16 protein-coding genes are annotated in these 16,558 nt (G+C 70.6%); 5 read left to right on the top strand and 11 right to left on the bottom strand.

Features of this window, described 5'->3' with window-relative positions; genetic code table 11:
* Positions 1-66: 66 nt before the first annotated feature.
* Genes OG456_RS14050 through afsQ1 form a run of 3 tightly spaced genes read right to left on the bottom strand, consistent with a single transcriptional unit; the run spans position 67 to position 2,929 of the window.
* Positions 67-678, bottom strand: coding sequence for a hypothetical protein (locus tag OG456_RS14050; RefSeq protein ID WP_266560830.1), 612 nt, complete (start codon positions 676-678; stop codon positions 67-69).
* Positions 678-2,255 carry a HAMP domain-containing sensor histidine kinase gene (locus tag OG456_RS14045; protein WP_266560828.1) on the bottom strand — a complete coding sequence of 526 codons (1,578 nt, stop codon included), beginning with the start codon at positions 2,253-2,255 and terminating at the stop codon, positions 678-680. Before OG456_RS14045 ends, OG456_RS14050 begins: the two co-directional genes overlap by 1 nt.
* On the bottom strand, positions 2,252-2,929 hold the full coding sequence (afsQ1, locus tag OG456_RS14040; protein ID WP_030682803.1) for a two-component system response regulator AfsQ1: 678 nt from the start codon (positions 2,927-2,929) through the stop codon (positions 2,252-2,254). Before afsQ1 ends, OG456_RS14045 begins: the two co-directional genes overlap by 4 nt.
* A 238-nt stretch (positions 2,930-3,167) precedes the next feature.
* On the opposite strand from afsQ1, the gene OG456_RS14035 reads away from it, so the two are divergent.
* Positions 3,168-3,941 carry a SigE family RNA polymerase sigma factor gene (locus OG456_RS14035; RefSeq protein WP_266560825.1) on the top strand — a complete coding sequence of 258 codons (774 nt, stop codon included), beginning with the start codon at positions 3,168-3,170 and terminating at the stop codon, positions 3,939-3,941.
* A gap of 161 nt (positions 3,942-4,102) precedes the next feature.
* Here OG456_RS14035 and OG456_RS14030 read toward each other — a convergent pair whose 3' ends face one another.
* Positions 4,103-4,738, bottom strand: a complete 636-nt coding sequence (locus OG456_RS14030; RefSeq protein ID WP_266560823.1) for a uridine kinase — start codon at positions 4,736-4,738, stop codon at positions 4,103-4,105.
* 155 nt (positions 4,739-4,893) lie between these two features.
* On the opposite strand from OG456_RS14030, the gene OG456_RS14025 reads away from it, so the two are divergent.
* A complete protein-coding gene (locus OG456_RS14025) occupies positions 4,894-5,310 on the top strand; it encodes a hypothetical protein (protein ID WP_266560821.1) in 417 nt (138 codons plus the stop codon).
* Positions 5,311-5,578: 268 nt separating this feature from the next.
* Here the strand turns inward: OG456_RS14025 and OG456_RS14020 are convergent, their stop codons facing one another.
* The 3 genes from OG456_RS14020 to deoC are packed head-to-tail and all read right to left on the bottom strand — an operon-like array spanning position 5,579 to position 8,881.
* Positions 5,579-6,475: an aldehyde dehydrogenase family protein gene (locus OG456_RS14020; protein WP_266560819.1), complete on the bottom strand. Its 897-nt coding sequence runs from the start codon at positions 6,473-6,475 to the stop codon at positions 5,579-5,581.
* A complete protein-coding gene (locus OG456_RS14015; protein ID WP_266560817.1) occupies positions 6,476-7,927 on the bottom strand; it encodes an aldehyde dehydrogenase family protein in 1,452 nt (483 codons plus the stop codon).
* A 3-nt stretch (positions 7,928-7,930) separates the two neighbouring features.
* Positions 7,931-8,881, bottom strand: a complete 951-nt coding sequence (deoC, locus tag OG456_RS14010; RefSeq protein ID WP_116513451.1) for a deoxyribose-phosphate aldolase — start codon at positions 8,879-8,881, stop codon at positions 7,931-7,933.
* A gap of 472 nt (positions 8,882-9,353) precedes the next feature.
* Here deoC and OG456_RS14005 point away from each other — a divergent pair, with 472 nt between their 5' ends.
* A complete protein-coding gene (locus OG456_RS14005; protein WP_266560815.1) occupies positions 9,354-9,977 on the top strand; it encodes a PH domain-containing protein in 624 nt (207 codons plus the stop codon).
* A gap of 58 nt (positions 9,978-10,035) precedes the next feature.
* On the opposite strand, the gene OG456_RS14000 is transcribed toward OG456_RS14005, so the two are convergent.
* From OG456_RS14000 to OG456_RS13990, 3 genes are all read right to left on the bottom strand, one after another.
* Complete coding sequence (locus OG456_RS14000) at positions 10,036-11,679, bottom strand: phospho-sugar mutase (protein ID WP_266569217.1); 1,644 nt, start codon at positions 11,677-11,679, stop codon at positions 10,036-10,038.
* A 39-nt stretch (positions 11,680-11,718) separates the two neighbouring features.
* Positions 11,719-12,555, bottom strand: a complete 837-nt coding sequence (locus OG456_RS13995) for a purine-nucleoside phosphorylase (RefSeq protein ID WP_266560813.1) — start codon at positions 12,553-12,555, stop codon at positions 11,719-11,721.
* A gap of 92 nt (positions 12,556-12,647) precedes the next feature.
* Positions 12,648-13,085, bottom strand: coding sequence for a gamma-glutamylcyclotransferase (locus OG456_RS13990; protein ID WP_266560811.1), 438 nt, complete (start codon positions 13,083-13,085; stop codon positions 12,648-12,650).
* 116 nt (positions 13,086-13,201) lie between these two features.
* Here OG456_RS13990 and OG456_RS13985 point away from each other — a divergent pair, with 116 nt between their 5' ends.
* Together OG456_RS13985 and OG456_RS13980 are read left to right on the top strand one after the other, a co-directional pair.
* Entirely contained in the window at positions 13,202-14,650 is a 1,449-nt protein-coding gene (locus OG456_RS13985; RefSeq protein WP_266560809.1) for an NAD(P)H-quinone dehydrogenase, read from the top strand.
* A 182-nt stretch (positions 14,651-14,832) separates the two neighbouring features.
* Positions 14,833-15,798 carry a DeoR/GlpR family DNA-binding transcription regulator gene (locus OG456_RS13980; protein WP_116510650.1) on the top strand — a complete coding sequence of 322 codons (966 nt, stop codon included), beginning with the start codon at positions 14,833-14,835 and terminating at the stop codon, positions 15,796-15,798.
* Positions 15,799-15,871: 73 nt separating this feature from the next.
* Here the strand turns inward: OG456_RS13980 and OG456_RS13975 are convergent, their stop codons facing one another.
* Positions 15,872-16,477 carry a TetR/AcrR family transcriptional regulator gene (locus OG456_RS13975; protein WP_266560805.1) on the bottom strand — a complete coding sequence of 202 codons (606 nt, stop codon included), beginning with the start codon at positions 16,475-16,477 and terminating at the stop codon, positions 15,872-15,874.
* Positions 16,478-16,558: the final 81 nt, after the last annotated feature.

Genomic DNA, 16,558 nt, shown 5'->3' with positions numbered 1-16,558 from the left:
CGCGGACGGCGGGACGATCGGTTCCGCGTCGCCGGCGTCCGCCCGCGACAACCGCGCCCGCCCCCGTCAGCCGACCGTCTCGGCGGGCGCCGGAACGAGCCCCGGCCGCGTCCGCATCTCCGGAGAACAGTCGTACGCGCGCAGAGCGTCGTTCCCCGGCCCGCCGAGCACGACCTTGTCGTCCTTTGCCGCGGCCCCGCCGTTCGCATACGTACACACGATCTGGGCCAGCGCGTATGGCGAGAGGTCGTCCGGCGGGACGCTCAGCCGCAGCGCGTTGTCCGGGTCACCCTTGCCCGGCCCCGAGACGGTCATCCCGGGCCGGACGTCCGTCGTGTACCCCGCCTGCCGCTCGGCGCCGCCCGGAGACTGCTCCAGCTCGTCGAGCAGCGCCTGCGCGAGCCGCACCCGGTCCGAGGCGCCCTGCCCCTTCGGCAGGGTCACCGACCGGTCGACGCTCACCAGCTGCGACGTACAGACCAGATACACCTGCACGGCGAACTCGCCGCCCGAGCGCGACTCCAGATCGGGCCCCGACAGCGTGCACGGCACCCGTGACGGCGCGGCCCCGAAGTCCGTCGGTACCTCCGTCGGCCTGATCCCGCACCCGGCGAGCAGCACGGCGAGAACCGCCGCGCCCAGCACCGCGTAACGCTGTCTTGTCTTGCGTGGGGTCATCACGCACCGCCCTCCTCACCGGAACCGCCACCGACAGCGCCCTCGTCATCGGGCGGCAGCGTCAGCGGTGACGCGTCGAGCGGCAGCCGGAACGTGAACACGGCGCCGCCCTCAGGGGAGTTGGCGGCCGTGATCTCGCCGCCGTGGATGTGTGCGTTCTCCAGGGCGATCGAGAGCCCGAGCCCGCTGCCCTCCGAACGCGGCCGCGACGCGCTCGCCTTGTAGAACCGGTCGAAGACATGCGGGAGCACGTCCTGCGGAATGCCGGGCCCGTGGTCACGCACCTCGATCACCAGCGCCGAGTCCGCAAGCCGCACGGACACCCGCACCGGCGAGCCGCCGTGCTTGAGCGCGTTCCCGATCAGGTTCGCCATGATGACGTCGAGGCGGCGCGGGTCGATGCGGGCCATGATGCCGCGCTCCGCGTCCAGGTCCACCGCGTCGAGCCAGGCGCGGGCGTCGATGCAGGCCGTGATCTGGTCGGCGATGTCGACGTGGTCGAGGACGAGCCGGGCGGTGCCGGCGTCGAAGCGGGTCACCTCCATCAGGTTCTCCACCAGGTCGTTCAGCCGGCGCGTCTCGCTCACCACGAGACGCACGGCCGGCTCGATCATCGGGTCGACCGAACCGGTCTCCGCGTCGAGCTCCTCCTCAAGGACCTCCGTCACCGCGGTGATCGCGGTCAGCGGCGTACGCAGCTCGTGCGACATGTCGGCGACGAAGCGCCGCGACGCCTCCTCGCGCGCACTCATGTCGGCGACCTTCTTCTCCAGATTCTCCGCGGTCCGGTTGAACGTCCGGGAAAGATCGGCCAGTTCATCCGTACCGGACACCCGCAGACGCGTGTCCAGCTTCCCTTCCCCGAGCCGCCGGGCCGCCCGCCCGAGCCGGTGCACCGGCTTGAGCACCGTCGTCGCCGCGGCCTGCGCGAGCAGCGCCGAACCGATCAGCGCGAGCGCCGTCGCGATCCCGAGCGACCAGGCAAGGGAGTTGAGATCCTTCGCCTCCGGCTCCAGGGACTTGAGCATGTAGCCCGTCGGCCCCCCGTCGATCACCCGCGCCCCGCCGACCAGATACGGCGTGTCATTGCTGACGATCCGCTGCCAGTACAGGTGGTACGGGTGCTTGTTGCCGTCCGTGAGGGGCTGCTCCCTGTTCACCGCGTCCCGCAGCGAACTAGGCACCTCGGCCAGCGTGATCGCGTCCAGGTCGGAGTTGCCCGCGATCCGCCGGCCGTCCTTGTCGTCGCTGATCAGCAGCACACTGAAGTGCTGACTGCTGCTCGCCATCAGGTTCGCGGCATGCTGCAACTCGCCCTGCGTCGGATGCTCGGGCAGCGCCGCGGCGCGGTTCTGCATCTCCTGCTGGAAGTCGCTGAGCGCCGCGTCCTGCGCCCGGGTCAGCACCGCCTCACGGTTCAGCCAGTACGCGATCCCCGACGCCGACACCGCCGCGGTCAGCGCCACCAGGGCGAAGACGACGACGAGCCGCAGCCGCAGGCTCGTGAAGCGCAGGCCGGCAAGTATCGCCTTCTTCGCCGCGGCCCACCCCCGCAGCCGGTCGTGCGCATCACTCACTGAGGCGTGTCCAGCCGGTAGCCGACCCCGCGCACCGTACGGATCAGCGTCGGCGAGGACGGCACGTCCTCGACCTTCGCGCGCAGCCGCTGCACACACGCGTCGACGAGCCGCGAGTCGCCGAGGTAGTCGTGCTCCCACACCAGGCGCAGCAACTGCTGCCGCGACAGCGCCTGGCCCGGCCTACGGCTCAGTTCGAGGAGCAACCGCAGCTCCGTGGGCGTCAGTTGGAGGTCCTCACCGTTCTTCGTGACCGTCATCGCGGCCCGGTCGATGACGAGACTGCCGAACGACGCCGCGTCGTTCGCCTCCCGCTCGCCCCGCCGGAGCACCGCGCGGATCCGGGCGTCGAGCACCCGCCCCTGCACCGGCTTCACGACGTAGTCGTCGGCGCCGGACTCCAGCCCGACCACCACATCGATGTCGTCGCTGCGCGCCGTGAGCAGGATGATCGGCAACTGGTCCGTGCGCCGGATGCGCCGGCACACCTCGAACCCGTCGATGCCGGGCAGCATCACATCCAGCACGATCAGGTCCGGCCGCTGCTCACGCAACAGCTTCAGACCGTCCTCGCCGGTGGCAGCGGTGGCAACCCGATGGCCCTGGCGCGTAAGGGACAGCTCCAGGGCCGTTCGGATGGCGTCGTCGTCCTCGATCAGCAACAGGGAAGGCACAGACGTCATTCTGTCCCATGGCACGGCTCAAGTTCGACCGTTGGAGCGCTCCCAAGCTCGTAATGAGGGGGCATCGGGCCCCATCCACACACGACTCGCACACGCCCGGGCCCTGTGACAGGTCTGTGACAGTCGACGGACACCGTCATGAAGTGGCCCGGGCAAGCTTTTGGACATCGCAAGGACGCAAGTCCTTACGAGCCACGGGAAACCGAGACTCCACGACGGGGGGCGCGAGATGAACACGCTGCACAGCACCACCACTGGCGCAGTTGTCACACGTCTTCATGACGCTCTGGTGCGGAGTCCCGGTTCCGGGAAGCACGAGTTGTCCGGTGCCGTGAGCGGGCGGGGGTGCGCTCGCGGCACCGGGCGTCAGCACACCACGTACATGACGGTGGTTGACGCGAACCAGGCGGTGTCCGACGGGGGAGCCGCGTACGGGGAGGAATCGGGGGAGCGGAAGAAGTCCCTGTCGGAGACCGCGGATGCCGAAGCGGCGTTCACGGCCTACGTCCAGGAACGCCGCGCCTCCCTGTACGCAACCGCCTACCACCTGACCGGTGACCGGTTCGAGGCCGAGGACCTGCTCCAGAGCGCTCTCTTCTCGACGTACCGCGCCTGGGACAGGATCAGCGACAAGGCGGCGGTAGGGGGCTACCTCCGCCGCACCATGACCAATCTGCACATCAGCGCGTGGCGCCGCCGCAAGCTGAACGAGTACCCGACCGAGGAACTGCCGGAGACGGCGGGCGACACGGACGCGATGCGCGGCACGGAGCTGCGCGCGGTTCTCTGGCAGGCCCTGGCCCGCCTCCCCGAACTGCAGCGCACGATGCTCGTCCTGCGGTACTACGAGGGTCGTACGGACCCCGAGATCGCGGACATCCTCGACATCAGTGTCGGCACGGTGAAGTCCAGCATCTGGCGCTCCCTGCGCCGGCTGCGCGAGGACGAGGTCCTCAGCTTCGGCCGTGACCTGGAGGAGTCCTTCGGCGAGCTGGTGGCCTGAAGGCAGGGGGCGGGCCGTCGCTCCGGGGGGACGCGACGGTGGTACGGGGGAAGCGGTACCGGGGGGATCACGGGGGATCTTCACGGGGGAATGAAGCGGGACCGGAGGGCCGGGGGGTCTCTCCGGTCCCGTTTCTCATGCGTACGGGGTGTGCGGGCCGCTCACGCCTGGGCGCGGGCCTTCACGCGGCGGCCCGCGGCGGCCGCGGCGAGGCGGCCGAGGGCTTCCTCCTTGCCGCACGCGTGCGCGCCGAGCGCCGTCTGGCGAGCCACGATGCCGCGCTCCGCGCGCATCAGGCGCCAGCCGCGGCGCAGCAGGAACGGCACGGACTTGCGGCCCTCCCTGAGGTCCCGCAGCAGCCGGCGGCGGAACGTCGTGGACGGGCGGCCGCGCAGGCACAGCGCGTCGGCGAGCAGGCCGAGGTCCCGGCAGCGCTCCACGATGTCCGCGGCGAAGATGCCCTCCGCGATGAACAGCGGTGTGCGCTCGATGTCGAACGTCTCCTCGCCCACCCGCGAGCTGGTCGCGATGTCGTAGACGGGAACGCGGGTGCGGCCCGTCCGGCACAGCTCCGCGATCGCGGCGACGGCCGTCTCCGTGTCCCAGGAGCGGGGCGAGTCCCAGTCGATGTCCGAGCTGCCCGGCACCTGCGGCAGTGTCGGGTCGTCACTCTCCTTGTAGAAGTCGTCCAGGCACAGCACGGGAAGCCCGGAGCGGGACGCGAAGGACGACTTGCCGGAGCCGGAAGGGCCTGCCAGCAGGACGACCCGGGTCGGTATCGAGGGATGGGAACTCACGAGACACCAGTGTGCTGCATCCTCCGCCCCCGGTGGACCCTGCGGGTCGGCCTTTGTGGCACAGTCACGTCTCAACTACTCTGCGTACGCGTACGATTACTCGATCTGCGGCGGCGGACCAACCGGCCGCCGGTACCGGAAACGGGCGGCACTTCATGGCACGACACTCAGCGAAGAAGTCCTCGGCGGCCCAGCGTGCGCTGCTGCGCGCGGGGCTCACCCTCACCGCCGCAGGGGCGGCGCTCGGCGGGGGTGCGGTGAGCGCCGGTGCGGCGGAGCCCGCCGCCGCGCCTCTCGCCTCGCCGGTCGGCGACCTCGACACGGCGGCGGCCGGGGGAGCGGTGGCGGGGGCGCTCGAGACCGCCGCGAACGGGGGCCTCGCCCCGGTCAAGCACCTGAAGCTCAACCCGCTCTCCGGTACCGGGGTCGATCCGCTCGACAACGCGGTCGGCACCCAGGTCGCCGACTTCAAGCCGGTGACCACGGCCACCGCGACCGGTCCCGTCGCCAAGGGCGGCGCCCTCGGCGACCTCCCCCTGGTCGGACCGGCCAGCTCTCTGCTCCCGGGCTAGGGCCTCTCGTCCGGCTCAGGCCGGGCCCGCCCGATCCGAACGAAGCCCCGATCGGCGGGCGCAGAGATCCGGCAGGCCCACCCTCGCCCCGCAGATGAACTGCCTGATGAGCAGGGGTCGTTATCCAGTTCGAGCTCGCCTCGACGGGATCGCTGCGCGGCTCGGGGTCTGAATCGTGCCGCCGACGGCATGACGAAACCCCGGCCCTCCTGGACGGAGGAGAGCCGGGGTCCCGGGTTTCGGGTTGGGTCCGGCTTCGGGTTCGGGCCTAGTACGAAGAGCCCGACGCGCCGAGTGAACCCGTCGGGTGCCACACCGTCTTCGTTTCCAGGAACGACGTGAGCCGGTCCGTGCCCGGGTCCGTCGTCCAGTCCGTGTCCACAGCCTGGGGACGGCGTACGCGCTTCAGGTTGTCCGCTGCCGCGATCTCCAGGTCACGGGCCAGGTCGGCGTCCGCCCCCGTCAGGTCGATCGCGTTCACGTCCTGGTGCGCGGCCAGCGGCGCGGCGATCTCCGCCGTCCTGCCGGACAGGACGTTCACGACGCCGCCCGGCACGTCGGACGTGGCGAGTACCTCGCCGAGCGACAGCGCGGGCAGCGGGGACGTCTCGCTCGCGATCACCACGGCCGTGTTGCCCGTCGCGATCACCGGGGCGATCACCGAGACCAGGCCCAGGAACGACGACTTCTGCGGCGCCAGCACGGCAACCACTCCGGTCGGCTCGGGCGTGGACAGGTTGAAGAACGGGCCCGCGACCGGGTTCGCCCCGCCCACGACCTGGCCGATCTTGTCCGTCCAGCCCGCGTACCAGACCCACCTGTCGATCGCCGCGTCCACGACGGCCGCCGCCTTGGACTTCGACAGGCCCTCGGCGTCCGCCACCTCCCGCACGAACTGGTCGCGGCGGCCCTCCAGCATCTCCGCCACGCGGTAGAGCACCTGCCCGCGGTTGTACGCCGTCGCGCCCGCCCAGCCGCCGAACGCCTTGCGCGCGGCCACCACCGCGTCACGCGCGTCCTTGCGGGACGACAGCGGGGCGTTCGCCAGCCACTTGCCCTTCGAGTCCGACACCTCGTACACCCGGCCGCTCTCGGAACGCGGGAACTTCCCGCCCACGTACAGCTTGTAGGTCTTCAGGACTGTGAGTCGCTCAACCGTGCTCATTTATCGCGTGCCCTCCGGGCTCGACGGGGCGAGGTATGCCTCCAGGCCGTGGCGGCCGCCCTCGCGGCCGTGACCCGACTCCTTGTAGCCGCCGAACGGCGAGGTCGGATCGAACTTGTTGAACGTGTTGGCCCAGACGACGCCCGCCCGGAGCTTGTTCGCGACCGCGAGGATGCGCGAGCCCTTCTCCGTCCAGATACCGGCCGAGAGCCCGTACTGCGTGTTGTTCGCCTTCGCCACCGCCTCCTCCGGAGTGCGGAACGTGAGGACGGACAGCACCGGGCCGAAGATCTCGTCCCGCGCGATCGTGTGCGCCTGCGTGACGTTCGTGAAGAGCGTCGGCGCGAACCAGTAGCCGCTGTCCGGGAGTTCGCACGGCGCCGACCAGCGCTCCGCGCCCTCGGCCTCGCCCGTGTCCGCGAGCGCCTTGATCCTCGCGAGCTGCTCCGCGGAGTTGATCGCGCCGATGTCGGTGTTCTTGTCCAGCGGGTCGCCCAGGCGGAGGGTGGTGAGGCGGCGCTTCAGCGCGTCCAGCACCTCGTCGGCCACCGACTCCTGGACCAGGAGGCGCGATCCCGCGCAGCAGACCTGGCCCTGGTTGAAGAAGATGCCCGTGACGATGCCCTCGACCGCCTGGTCGACGGGCGCGTCGTCGAAGACGATGTTCGCGCCCTTGCCGCCCAGTTCGAGCGTGACCTTCTTGTCCGTGCCGGCCACCTGGCGGGCGATCGCCTTGCCCACCGCGGTGGAGCCGGTGAACGCCACCTTGTTCACGTCGGGGTGCGCCGTGAGCGCCGCGCCCGCGTCGCCGTAGCCCGGAAGGATGTTCACCACACCCCTGGGCAGGCCCGCCTGGCGGCAGATGTCCGCGAAGAAGAGCGCGGAGAGAGGGGTCGTCTCGGCCGGCTTCAGGACGACCGTGTTGCCCGTCGCCAGCGCCGGGGCGATCTTCCACGCCAGCATCAGCAGCGGGAAGTTCCACGGGATGACCTGGCCCGCGACGCCCAGCGGCGCCGGGTTCGGGCCGAAGCCCGCGTGGCCGAGCTTGTCCGCCCAGCCCGCGTAGTAGAAGAAGTGCGCCGCCACCAGCGGGAGGTCCGCGTCGCGCGTCTCCCTGATCGGCTTGCCGTTGTCCAGCGTCTCCAGGACCGCGAGCTCGCGGCTGCGCTCCTGGATGATCCGCGCGATCCGGAACAGGTACTTCGCGCGCTCCGCGCCCGGCAGCGCCGACCACTTCTCGAACGCCTTGCGGGCCGCCTTCACCGCGCGGTCCACGTCCGCCTCGCCCGCCTGGGCGATCTCGGAGAGGACCTCCTCCGTGGACGGGCTGACCGTCTTGAAGACCTTGCCGTCGGCCGCCTCGGCGAACTCGCCGTCGATGAACAGGCCGTAGCTGGGGGCGATGTCGACGACGGAGCGGGACTCCGGCGCGGGTGCGTACTCAAAAGTCATGGGTCAGTCCACCGTGACGTAGTCGGGGCCGGAGTAGCGGCCGGTGCTCAGCTTCTGGCGCTGCATCAGCAGGTCGTTGAGCAGGCTCGAAGCACCGAAGCGGAACCAGTGGTTGTCCAGCCAGTCACTGCCGGCGGTCTCGTTGACCAGCACCAGGAACTTGATCGCGTCCTTGGTCGTACGGATGCCTCCGGCGGGCTTCACGCCTACCTGTACGCCCGTCTGGGCACGGAAGTCACGCACCGCCTCCAGCATGAGCAGGGTGTTCGCCGGGGTGGCGTTCACTCCGACCTTGCCGGTCGACGTCTTGATGAAGTCCGCCCCGGCCATCATGCCCAGCCAGCTCGCACGCCGGATGTTGTCGTACGTCGACAGCTCGCCCGTCTCGAAGATGACCTTGAGGCGCGCGGCGCCCGAGGCCTCCTTCACGGCGACGATCTCCTCGTACACCTTCAGGTAGTGGCCCGCGAGGAACGCTCCGCGGTCGATGACCATGTCGATCTCGTCGGCTCCGGCGGCGACCGCCTCGCGGACGTCCCCGAGCTTCACCTCCAGGGCGGCGCGGCCCGCCGGGAAGGCGGTGGCCACGGAGGCGACCTTCACGTCGCTCCCGGCCACGGCCTCCTTGGCCGTCGCCACCATGTCCGGATAGACGCAGACGGCGGCTGTGCGCGGAGTCGTACGGTCGGTGGGGTCCGGGTGCACGGCCTTCGCGCCGAGCGCGCGGACCTTGCCGGCGGTGTCGGCGCCTTCGAGGGTCGTCAGGTCGATCATAGAGATCGCCAGGTCGATGGCGTACGCCTTGGCCGTGGTCTTGATCGACCGCGTGCCGAGGGACGCGGCGCGAGCCTCCAGGCCGACCGTGTCGACCCCGGGCAGCCCGTGAAGGAAGCGACGCAGTGAACGGTCCGAGGCGACCGCGTCGGCGAATGCGGGTGCGGGTGCAGTGGGCATGGTCACGAGGGGAGCATATCTACGCGCGTAGCTGCTGTACAGGGGGAGGGGTGAGTGGTGGGTCTCTGTGACGGGTTCCGGTGGTGGCCCCTCGGGTGTGTTTTCCGGTGCGGCTGCGTGGCGCTGCGTGGGGGCGTTGTGATTTCGGGTGCGGGCTGCTGTGGCTTGTTTTTGGGTGCGGGCTCGGTGCGGGCTGCTGCGGCTTGTTTTTGGGTGCGGGGCCGCGGGGGCATGTACGTGCTCGCTGTTCTACGGGTGCTCGTCGGCTGGTTAATTGCCTGTACGTGGTGCTGGTGACTGCGCGCGCACATGCCCCCGCGTCCCCTCCCGTCTCGTCGGCGTCTTGCGGCCGGTGGGACTCGCCGTCTTCCGGGCCGCGTCTCGTATACGGCCAGTCGGTGGGGCTTTCGGCCTCTGTGGTTGTTCTCAGGCCGTAATCAACGTTCTTCCCTGCTTCAGGCATCATCGGGGTATGAAGACCCCGGACTCCCAGCCCTCCGTCACGGCACCCGTGGCGGCGGAGCGCGCCTACCGTTCTCCCGCCGGTATCGCAGGTGGCGTCCTGCTGCTCGTGATGGGGGCCTGGCTCGGTTTCGACGCCCTGGTCAACGGCGACGCCCGCACCGCCTGGCTGGCCGTCGCGGGGCTGCTTCTCGCCGTGCCGCTCGTCGTCGCGTTCACGATCCGGCCCGCGGTGTACGCGAATGAGGACCGGCTGCGCGTCCGTAATCCGTTCCGTGCGATCACCCTGCCCTGGGCGTCCGTCGCCGATCTGCGCGCCGGCTACTCCAGCGAGGTCTTCACCGAGGGTGGGGACAAATACCAGCTCTGGGCCATCCCGGTCTCCATGCGCGCCCGTAAGAAGGCCGATCGGCGTCCGGGTGGACGTAAGGACAAGGGGCTGAGTGGGGCCGCCGATTTCGTGCCCCGTAAGGCCGCCGGCGATCAGTCGTTGGACGAGATTCGCGAGCTGGCCCGGGACCGCGCCGACAAGCCGTCAGCGCAGGGCGAGCCTTCGATCCGCTGGGCCTACGAGATTATTGCGCCCGCGGTTGTGGGAGCGGTTCTGATGGCCGTTCTGCTTGTGACCGGTTGAGTTCGGAGACGGGAAAGGCCGGGGTCGGTTTCGACCCCGGCCTTTTGCTTGCCCTTTTTCAGATGCCCGCCGCCGTCGACAGGTCCCGCTTGATCGCGTTCAGTACCCGTGTGCCCTCTGCTCGGGCCGAGGCGAGGTCCGCGTGCGCCTCCACCGGGATCACTGCCTCCAAGTAGCACTTGAGCTTGGGCTCCGTGCCGCTCGGGCGGACGATGACCCGGGCCCGGTACTCGCCGTCGAGCGTGTAGCGCAGGCCGTCCGTCGGCGGGAGCGTGGTCGTGCCTTGGGTGAGGTCCTCTGCCCGCGCCACCCGGAGGCCTGCCAGTTCGGCCGGCGGTGCTTCGCGGAGTGCGGCCATCGCCTTGGCGATGATCGTGAGGTCCTCCACCCGTACCGACAGCTGGTCCGTCGCGTGCAGGCCGTGGGCCACCGCCAGGTCGTCCAGCGCGTCAAGCAGGGTGCGGCCCTGTTCCTTGAGCGTCGACGCCAGTTCCGTGACCAGCAGCGCCGCCGTGATGCCGTCCTTGTCCCGTACGCCCTCGGGGTCCACGCAGTAGCCGAGCGCCTCCTCGTAGCCGTAGCGCAGACCGTCCACCCGGGCGATCCACTTGAAGCCCGTCAGGGTCTCCTCGTAGGGGAGGCCGGCCTTTTCGGCGATCCGGCCCAGGAGCGAGGACGACACGATCGACTCTGCGAAGACGCCCCTTGCTCCGCGGGCCACCAGGTGGGCCGCCAGCAGCGCGCCCACCTCGTCGCCTCGCAGCATTCGCCAGTCCTCGCCGTCCTTCACGGCGACTGCGCAGCGGTCCGCGTCCGGGTCGTTCGCGATGATCAGATCGGGGTCCGCGGTCCGGGCCGCCGCGAAGGACAGGTCCATCGCGCCCGGTTCTTCCGGGTTCGGGAACGCCACCGTCGGGAAGTCCGGGTCCGGGTCCGCCTGCTCGGTCACGAGGACGGGCTCGGGGAAGCCCGCTCGTGCGAACGCGGCGAGCAGGGTGTCCTTGCCGACGCCGTGCATCGCCGTGTAGACCGTGCGCGCCGTGCGGGGGGAGTCCGGGGCCAGGACCGCGTCCGTGCGGGCCAGGTAGGCCTCCAGGACGTCCTCGCCGAGCGTTTCCCAGCCGGAGTCCGGGCGGGGTACGTCGTGGAGGGTGCGGATCGCTGCGATCTCGGCCGCGATCTCGGCGTCCGCGGGCGGCACGATCTGCGAGCCGTCGCCGAGGTAGACCTTGTAGCCGTTGTCGCGGGGCGGGTTGTGGCTGGCCGTGACCTCCACGCCCGCGACCGCGCCCAGGTGCCGTATGGCGAAGGCGAGGACCGGGGTGGGCAGCGGGCGCGGCAGCACCGCGGCGCGCAGGCCGGCGCCCGTCATGACGGCCGCCGTGTCCCGCGCGAAGTCCGCCGACTTGTGGCGCGCGTCGTACCCGACGACGACGAGCCCGCCCGCCTCGCCCTTGCTCTTGAGATACGCGGCGAGGCCCGCCGCCGCGCGGACGACCACGGAGCGGTTCATCCGCATGGGGCCCGCGCCGAGCTCGCCGCGCAGACCCGCGGTGCCGAACTGGAGCGTGCCGGCGAAGCGCTCGGCGAGCGCCTTGGTGTCGGCGCTCTCGATGAGCTTCGCCAGCTCCTCGCGGGTCTCCGGGTCGGGGTCCTCGGCCAGCCAGGCCTCGGCCCTGGCGAGCAGTTCGGTGTCCTGCAAGGTCACGGTTCGTCCAGCCTCTCGCGTGTCTCTACGGGATCAGATGCGGCCCAGGACCTTGCCCAGGAGCTCGCCCATGCGGGTGGCGGAGTCGCGGCCGGCCTGGAGCACCTCTTCGTGGTTGAGGGGCTCGCCCGTCATGCCCGCCGCCAGGTTCGTGACGAGGGAGATGCCGAGCACCTCGGCGCCCGCCTCGCGGGCCGCGATGGCCTCGAGGACCGTCGACATGCCGACGAGGTCCGCGCCGATCGTGCGGGCCATGCGGATCTCGGCCGGGGTCTCGTAGTGCGGGCCGGGGAACTGCGCGTAGACGCCCTCCTCGAGGGAGGGGTCGATCTCCTTGCACAGGGTGCGCAGGCGCGGGGAGTACAGGTCGGTGAGGTCGACGAAGTTCGCGCCGACGATCGGCGACGTCGCCGTCAGGTTCAGGTGGTCGCTGATCAGGACCGGCTGACCGGGGCGCATGCCCTCGCGCAGACCGCCGCAGCCGTTGGTCAGGACGATGGTCTTGCAGCCGGCGGCGACGGCGGTACGGACGCCGTGCGCGACGGACGCGACACCGCGGCCCTCGTAGTAGTGCGTGCGCCCGAGGAAGACCAGGGTGCGCTTGTCACCGATCTTGTACGAGCGGATCTTTCCGCCGTGGCCCTCGACGGCCGGCGGCGGGAAACCGGGCAGCTCGGTGACGGAGAACTCGGCCTCGGGGGTGCCGAGGGCGTCCACGGCCGGTGCCCAGCCGGAGCCCATCACGAGGGCGACGTCGTGGGTGTCGGCGCCGGTGAGCTCGCGCAGGCGCGTGGCGGCGGCGTCGGCGGCGACTCGGGGATTGAATCCGGCGGCGCCCTGGATGTTGTCCGGAGTAACAGATGCGTTCACGCGATCGAGGGTAGCCGCTTCGGTCCTACGCGCGTAGATGACAGACCTCACGGGAATGGGATCGTTGTCTTGTCGTTTCCGACGAAGCCTGCTCAGCAGGGGCGCTTGCGCAGTTCCATCACGTAGTCGTGCGGGGCTCCGGCCGACTCCGCCGCGTCCGCCAGCTCGCCGAGATAGCGGGCCGAGGGGAACCCGCCCTCGTACCCGTTGAGCACGTACACCCAGGCGGGCTCCTCGCCCTCCAGCGTGTCCACGCGCACGCGCATGCGCCGGTAGATGTCGAGCCCCACGCCCTCCCAGCGGTCCATGGAGTCCTCGTCCATCGGCGCGATGTCGTACAGCGCGACGAAGACCTGCGAGCGGGGCGCCTCGACGAGGGTCGCGAGCGCGCCTTCCCAGCCCATGTGCTCGCCCCCGAACGTCAGCCGCCAGCCGCTGAGCCAGCCCGTCGAGCGCATCGGCGAGTGCGGTGCGCGGCGCGTCATCAGCCGCGCGTCGAGATTGCCGGCGTATGCGGCGTAGAGCGACATGTGGTCGAGGGTACGGCAGGTGTGGCCGGGGTCTCTCCTGTAACAGAAGCCGCTCCGACGTGGGACGCGCACGGACGGAGGCCCCCGGGGCGAAAGCACTTGAAGCGTGCGGGACAATGGAGTACGTGACTCGGATCGTGATCATCGGTGGCGGACCTGGCGGATATGAGGCGGCCCTCGTGGCTGCCCAGCTCGGCGCGGAGGTGACCGTCGTCGACTGCGACGGCCTGGGCGGGGCGTCGGTGCTCACCGACTGCGTCCCGTCCAAGACCCTGATCGCGACGGCCGAGGTGATGACCACCTTCGACTCGTCGTACGAGGAGCTGGGGATCATCGTCGCCGATGACACCCCGCACATCGACAGCCCCGCGCGGGTCGTCGGTGTCGACCTCGGCAAGGTCAACCGGCGTGTGAAGCGCCTCGCGCTCGCCCAGTCCCACGACATCACCGCGTCCGTCACCCGGGCCGGCGCCCGCGTGATGCGCGGCCGCGGCCGCCTGGAGGGCCAGCAGGCCGCCGACGGCTCCCGCAAGGTCGTCGTGCGCACCGCCGACGGCACCGAGGAGACCCTCACCGCCGACGCCGTCCTGATCGCCACCGGCGGTCACCCGCGCGAGGTGCCCGACGCCCAGCCGGACGGCGAGCGCATCCTCAACTGGACCCAGGTCTACGACCTCGACGAGCTCCCCGAAGAGCTCATCGTGGTCGGTTCCGGTGTCACCGGAGCCGAGTTCGCCGGCGCCTACCAGGCCCTCGGCTCCCGCGTCACACTCGTGTCCAGCCGCGACCGCGTCCTGCCAGGTGAGGACCCGGACGCCGCCGCCGTCCTGGAGGACGTCTTCCGGCGCCGCGGCATGAACGTCATGGCCCGCTCGCGCGCCCAGTCGGCCAAGCGCGTCGGCGACCGCGTCGAGGTCACCCTCTCCGACGGCCGCGTCATCTCCGGCACCCACTGCCTGATGGCCGTCGGCGCCATCCCGAACAGCAGCGGGATGGGCCTTGAGGAGGCCGGGGTCAGGCTCAAGGACTCCGGGCACATCTGGACCGACAAGGTCTCCAGGACCACCGCTCCCGGCGTGTACGCCGCCGGTGACGTGACCGGCGTCTTCGCGCTCGCCTCCGTGGCCGCCATGCAGGGCCGCATCGCCGTCTACCACTTCCTCGGCGACGCGGTGGCGCCGCTGAACCTCAAGACGGTCTCCTCGAACGTCTTCACCGACCCCGAGATCGCCACGGTCGGCTACACGCAGGCCGACGTCGACGCCGGGAAGATCGACGCCCGCGGGGTGAAGCTGCCGCTGCTGCGCAACCCGCGCGCCAAGATGCAGGGCATCCGCGACGGCTTCGTCAAGATCTTCTGCCGTCCCGGTACGGGCATCGTGGTGGGCGGCGTGGTCGTCGCCCCGCGCGCGAGCGAACTGATCCATCCCATCTCGATCGCGGTCGACAACAACCTGACGGTCGAGCAGATCGCGAAGGCGTTCACCGTGTACCCGTCACTTTCGGGCTCGATCGCCGAGGTGGCGCGTCAGCTGCACACGCGGAAGACGGCCGACGAAGCCTGACGGCGGCGATTTCGCCGGACACGATCAACTTCCCGCAGGTCACAGCCTGTTGCCTGCCATGCGGCGGGCATAGGCGCGGGAGATAGGCGTCTATACCACTTCCTGCCGTTCCGTGCGAACAACTTCTGTTATTCGGCGCAAACTGCTGAAAGCAGACGGTCGTTGGGGTTACTGTCAGTTTCGTGTTCGCTGCAGAACGTCGTCAATTGATCCTCGAAATGGTGCGGGCCAATGGAGCGGTATCGCTCCGGGAGCTCGCCCGCGTCGTCCAGACCTCCGAAGTGACCGTACGGCGGGACGTGCGCGCACTGGAGGCAGAAGGACTCCTCGACCGCCGACATGGCGGTGCGGTATTGCCGGGCGGATTCACGCGGGAGTCCGGCTTTCCGCAGAAATCACATCTCGCGACCGCAGAGAAGACGGCCATCGCCGATCTCGCCGCGGGCCTCGTCGAAGAAGGCGAAGCCATTGTGGTGGGGGCGGGTACGACCACGCAGGAGCTGGCACGCCGGCTCGCGCGGGTGCCCGGGCTGACCGTCGTCACCAACTCCCTTCTGGTGGCGCAGGCGTTGGCCCATGCCAACAGGGTCGAGGTCGTCATGACGGGCGGCACTCTGCGCGGTTCCAACTACGCACTCGTGGGCAGCGGGGCCGAGCAGTCCCTCCAGGGACTCAGAGTCTCCCGCGCCTTCCTCTCCGGCAGTGGTCTGACCGCCGAACGCGGCCTCTCCACGTCCAACATGCTGTCGGCCTCCGTCGACCGCGCGCTGGTGCAGGCCGCCGCTGAGGTCGTCGTCCTCGCCGACCACTCCAAACTCGGCACCGACACGATGTTCCAGACGGTGCCGACCGATGTGATCACGCGCCTCGTGACGGACGAACCGCCCGCCCACGACGACCGCGCCGTCACCGAACTCCAGGCACTCGCCGACCAGGGGGTGCAGATCGCGATCGCCGGAGCCTCGGCGACCGGAACGGGGCCGGCGGGGGGAGATCCCGTCCCGACGCGGCAGACGCGCCGGGACGTACCTCTGCCGGGCCAGCGCCGCACCCAGCTCCCGGGCGGCCCCCAGCTGCGCAGCGCTTCCGCCCTCGACCAGGCACCCCCTGAGCGCGCGGCGAGGGTGGCCGACCTCCGGCGGCGCTGAGCAGCACGCCGGGCGGGGCCGAACCCGGTGCGGAGCTTTCTCCGTACGGCTGCGGGTTGCCGTAGGACGGTCGCTAGCCCGCGGTGATGCCTCGCAGCGTCAGCCGGAGCAAACGATCCGCCAGTTCCGGCTCGTCCGGGGTCTCCTCCGCGGCCAGCGCGATCGCGTTGGTCAGCTGAAGCAGATCGCCGATCGACACGTCCGCGCGCACGGCACCCGCCCGCTGCGCCCTGGACAGCAGGGCCTGGCCCGCCTCGCGCATCGGCGTACTGCACCGCGACAGGGCCGAACTGGCGTCGTGCGACGCCGACATGAGAGCCCGTGAGAGCCCGCGGTACTCACCCGCATGAGTGATGATGTCGCGCAGCCATGCCACCAGCGCCGAGCATGGCTGCGGGTCCGCGAGCAGCGCCCGCGAGCGCGCCAGCAGTTCGTTCACCGCGTCCTCGAAGACCGCGCTCATCAGCGCGTGCCGGTTCGGGAAGTGCCGGTAGAGCGTCCCGATGCCGACGCCCGCGCGCCGCGCCACGTCCTCCAGGGACGCGCCCGTGCCGTGCTCGGCGAACGCCGTACGCGCCTCGGCGAGCAGCCGCTCGTAGTTCCGGCGTGCGTCGGCCCGCATGGGGCGTACGAAAGGGGCCGGGCGGGGCCGGTCCGTCTGGTCCGTGCCGGTCGTCATCGGTCCTCCCTGGTCGTGCGCGCGCTCTCCAGGATGCCTGATCGCGCGACAGCCGGACCGCGGACCGGAACAACGCGAGCG

This window comes from Streptomyces sp. NBC_01446, from assembly GCF_026340095.1.
Lineage (GTDB): Bacteria > Actinomycetota > Actinomycetes > Streptomycetales > Streptomycetaceae > Streptomyces > Streptomyces aureus.
Note: the sequence above shows the minus strand (reverse complement) of the source record. Positions and strands in the feature narration are given on the sequence as shown.

What these genes read in the sequence shown, in the direction of transcription:
- OG456_RS14005 (WP_266560815.1), top strand. Translation starts at nt 9,354, where the DNA reads ATGAAGACCCCGGACTCCCAGCCCTCCGTCACGGCACCCGTGGCGGCG.
- OG456_RS14025 (WP_266560821.1), top strand. Translation starts at nt 4,894, where the DNA reads ATGGCACGACACTCAGCGAAGAAGTCCTCGGCGGCCCAGCGTGCGCTG.
- OG456_RS14015 (WP_266560817.1), bottom strand. Translation starts at nt 7,927, where the DNA reads ATGACTTTTGAGTACGCACCCGCGCCGGAGTCCCGCTCCGTCGTCGAC.
- OG456_RS14020 (WP_266560819.1), bottom strand. Translation starts at nt 6,475, where the DNA reads ATGAGCACGGTTGAGCGACTCACAGTCCTGAAGACCTACAAGCTGTAC.
- OG456_RS14035 (WP_266560825.1), top strand. Translation starts at nt 3,168, where the DNA reads ATGAACACGCTGCACAGCACCACCACTGGCGCAGTTGTCACACGTCTT.
- deoC (WP_116513451.1), bottom strand. Translation starts at nt 8,881, where the DNA reads ATGCCCACTGCACCCGCACCCGCATTCGCCGACGCGGTCGCCTCGGAC.
- OG456_RS14050 (WP_266560830.1), bottom strand. Translation starts at nt 678, where the DNA reads ATGACCCCACGCAAGACAAGACAGCGTTACGCGGTGCTGGGCGCGGCG.
- OG456_RS13985 (WP_266560809.1), top strand. Translation starts at nt 13,202, where the DNA reads ATGGAGTACGTGACTCGGATCGTGATCATCGGTGGCGGACCTGGCGGA.
- OG456_RS13990 (WP_266560811.1), bottom strand. Translation starts at nt 13,085, where the DNA reads ATGTCGCTCTACGCCGCATACGCCGGCAATCTCGACGCGCGGCTGATG.
- OG456_RS13975 (WP_266560805.1), bottom strand. Translation starts at nt 16,477, where the DNA reads ATGACGACCGGCACGGACCAGACGGACCGGCCCCGCCCGGCCCCTTTC.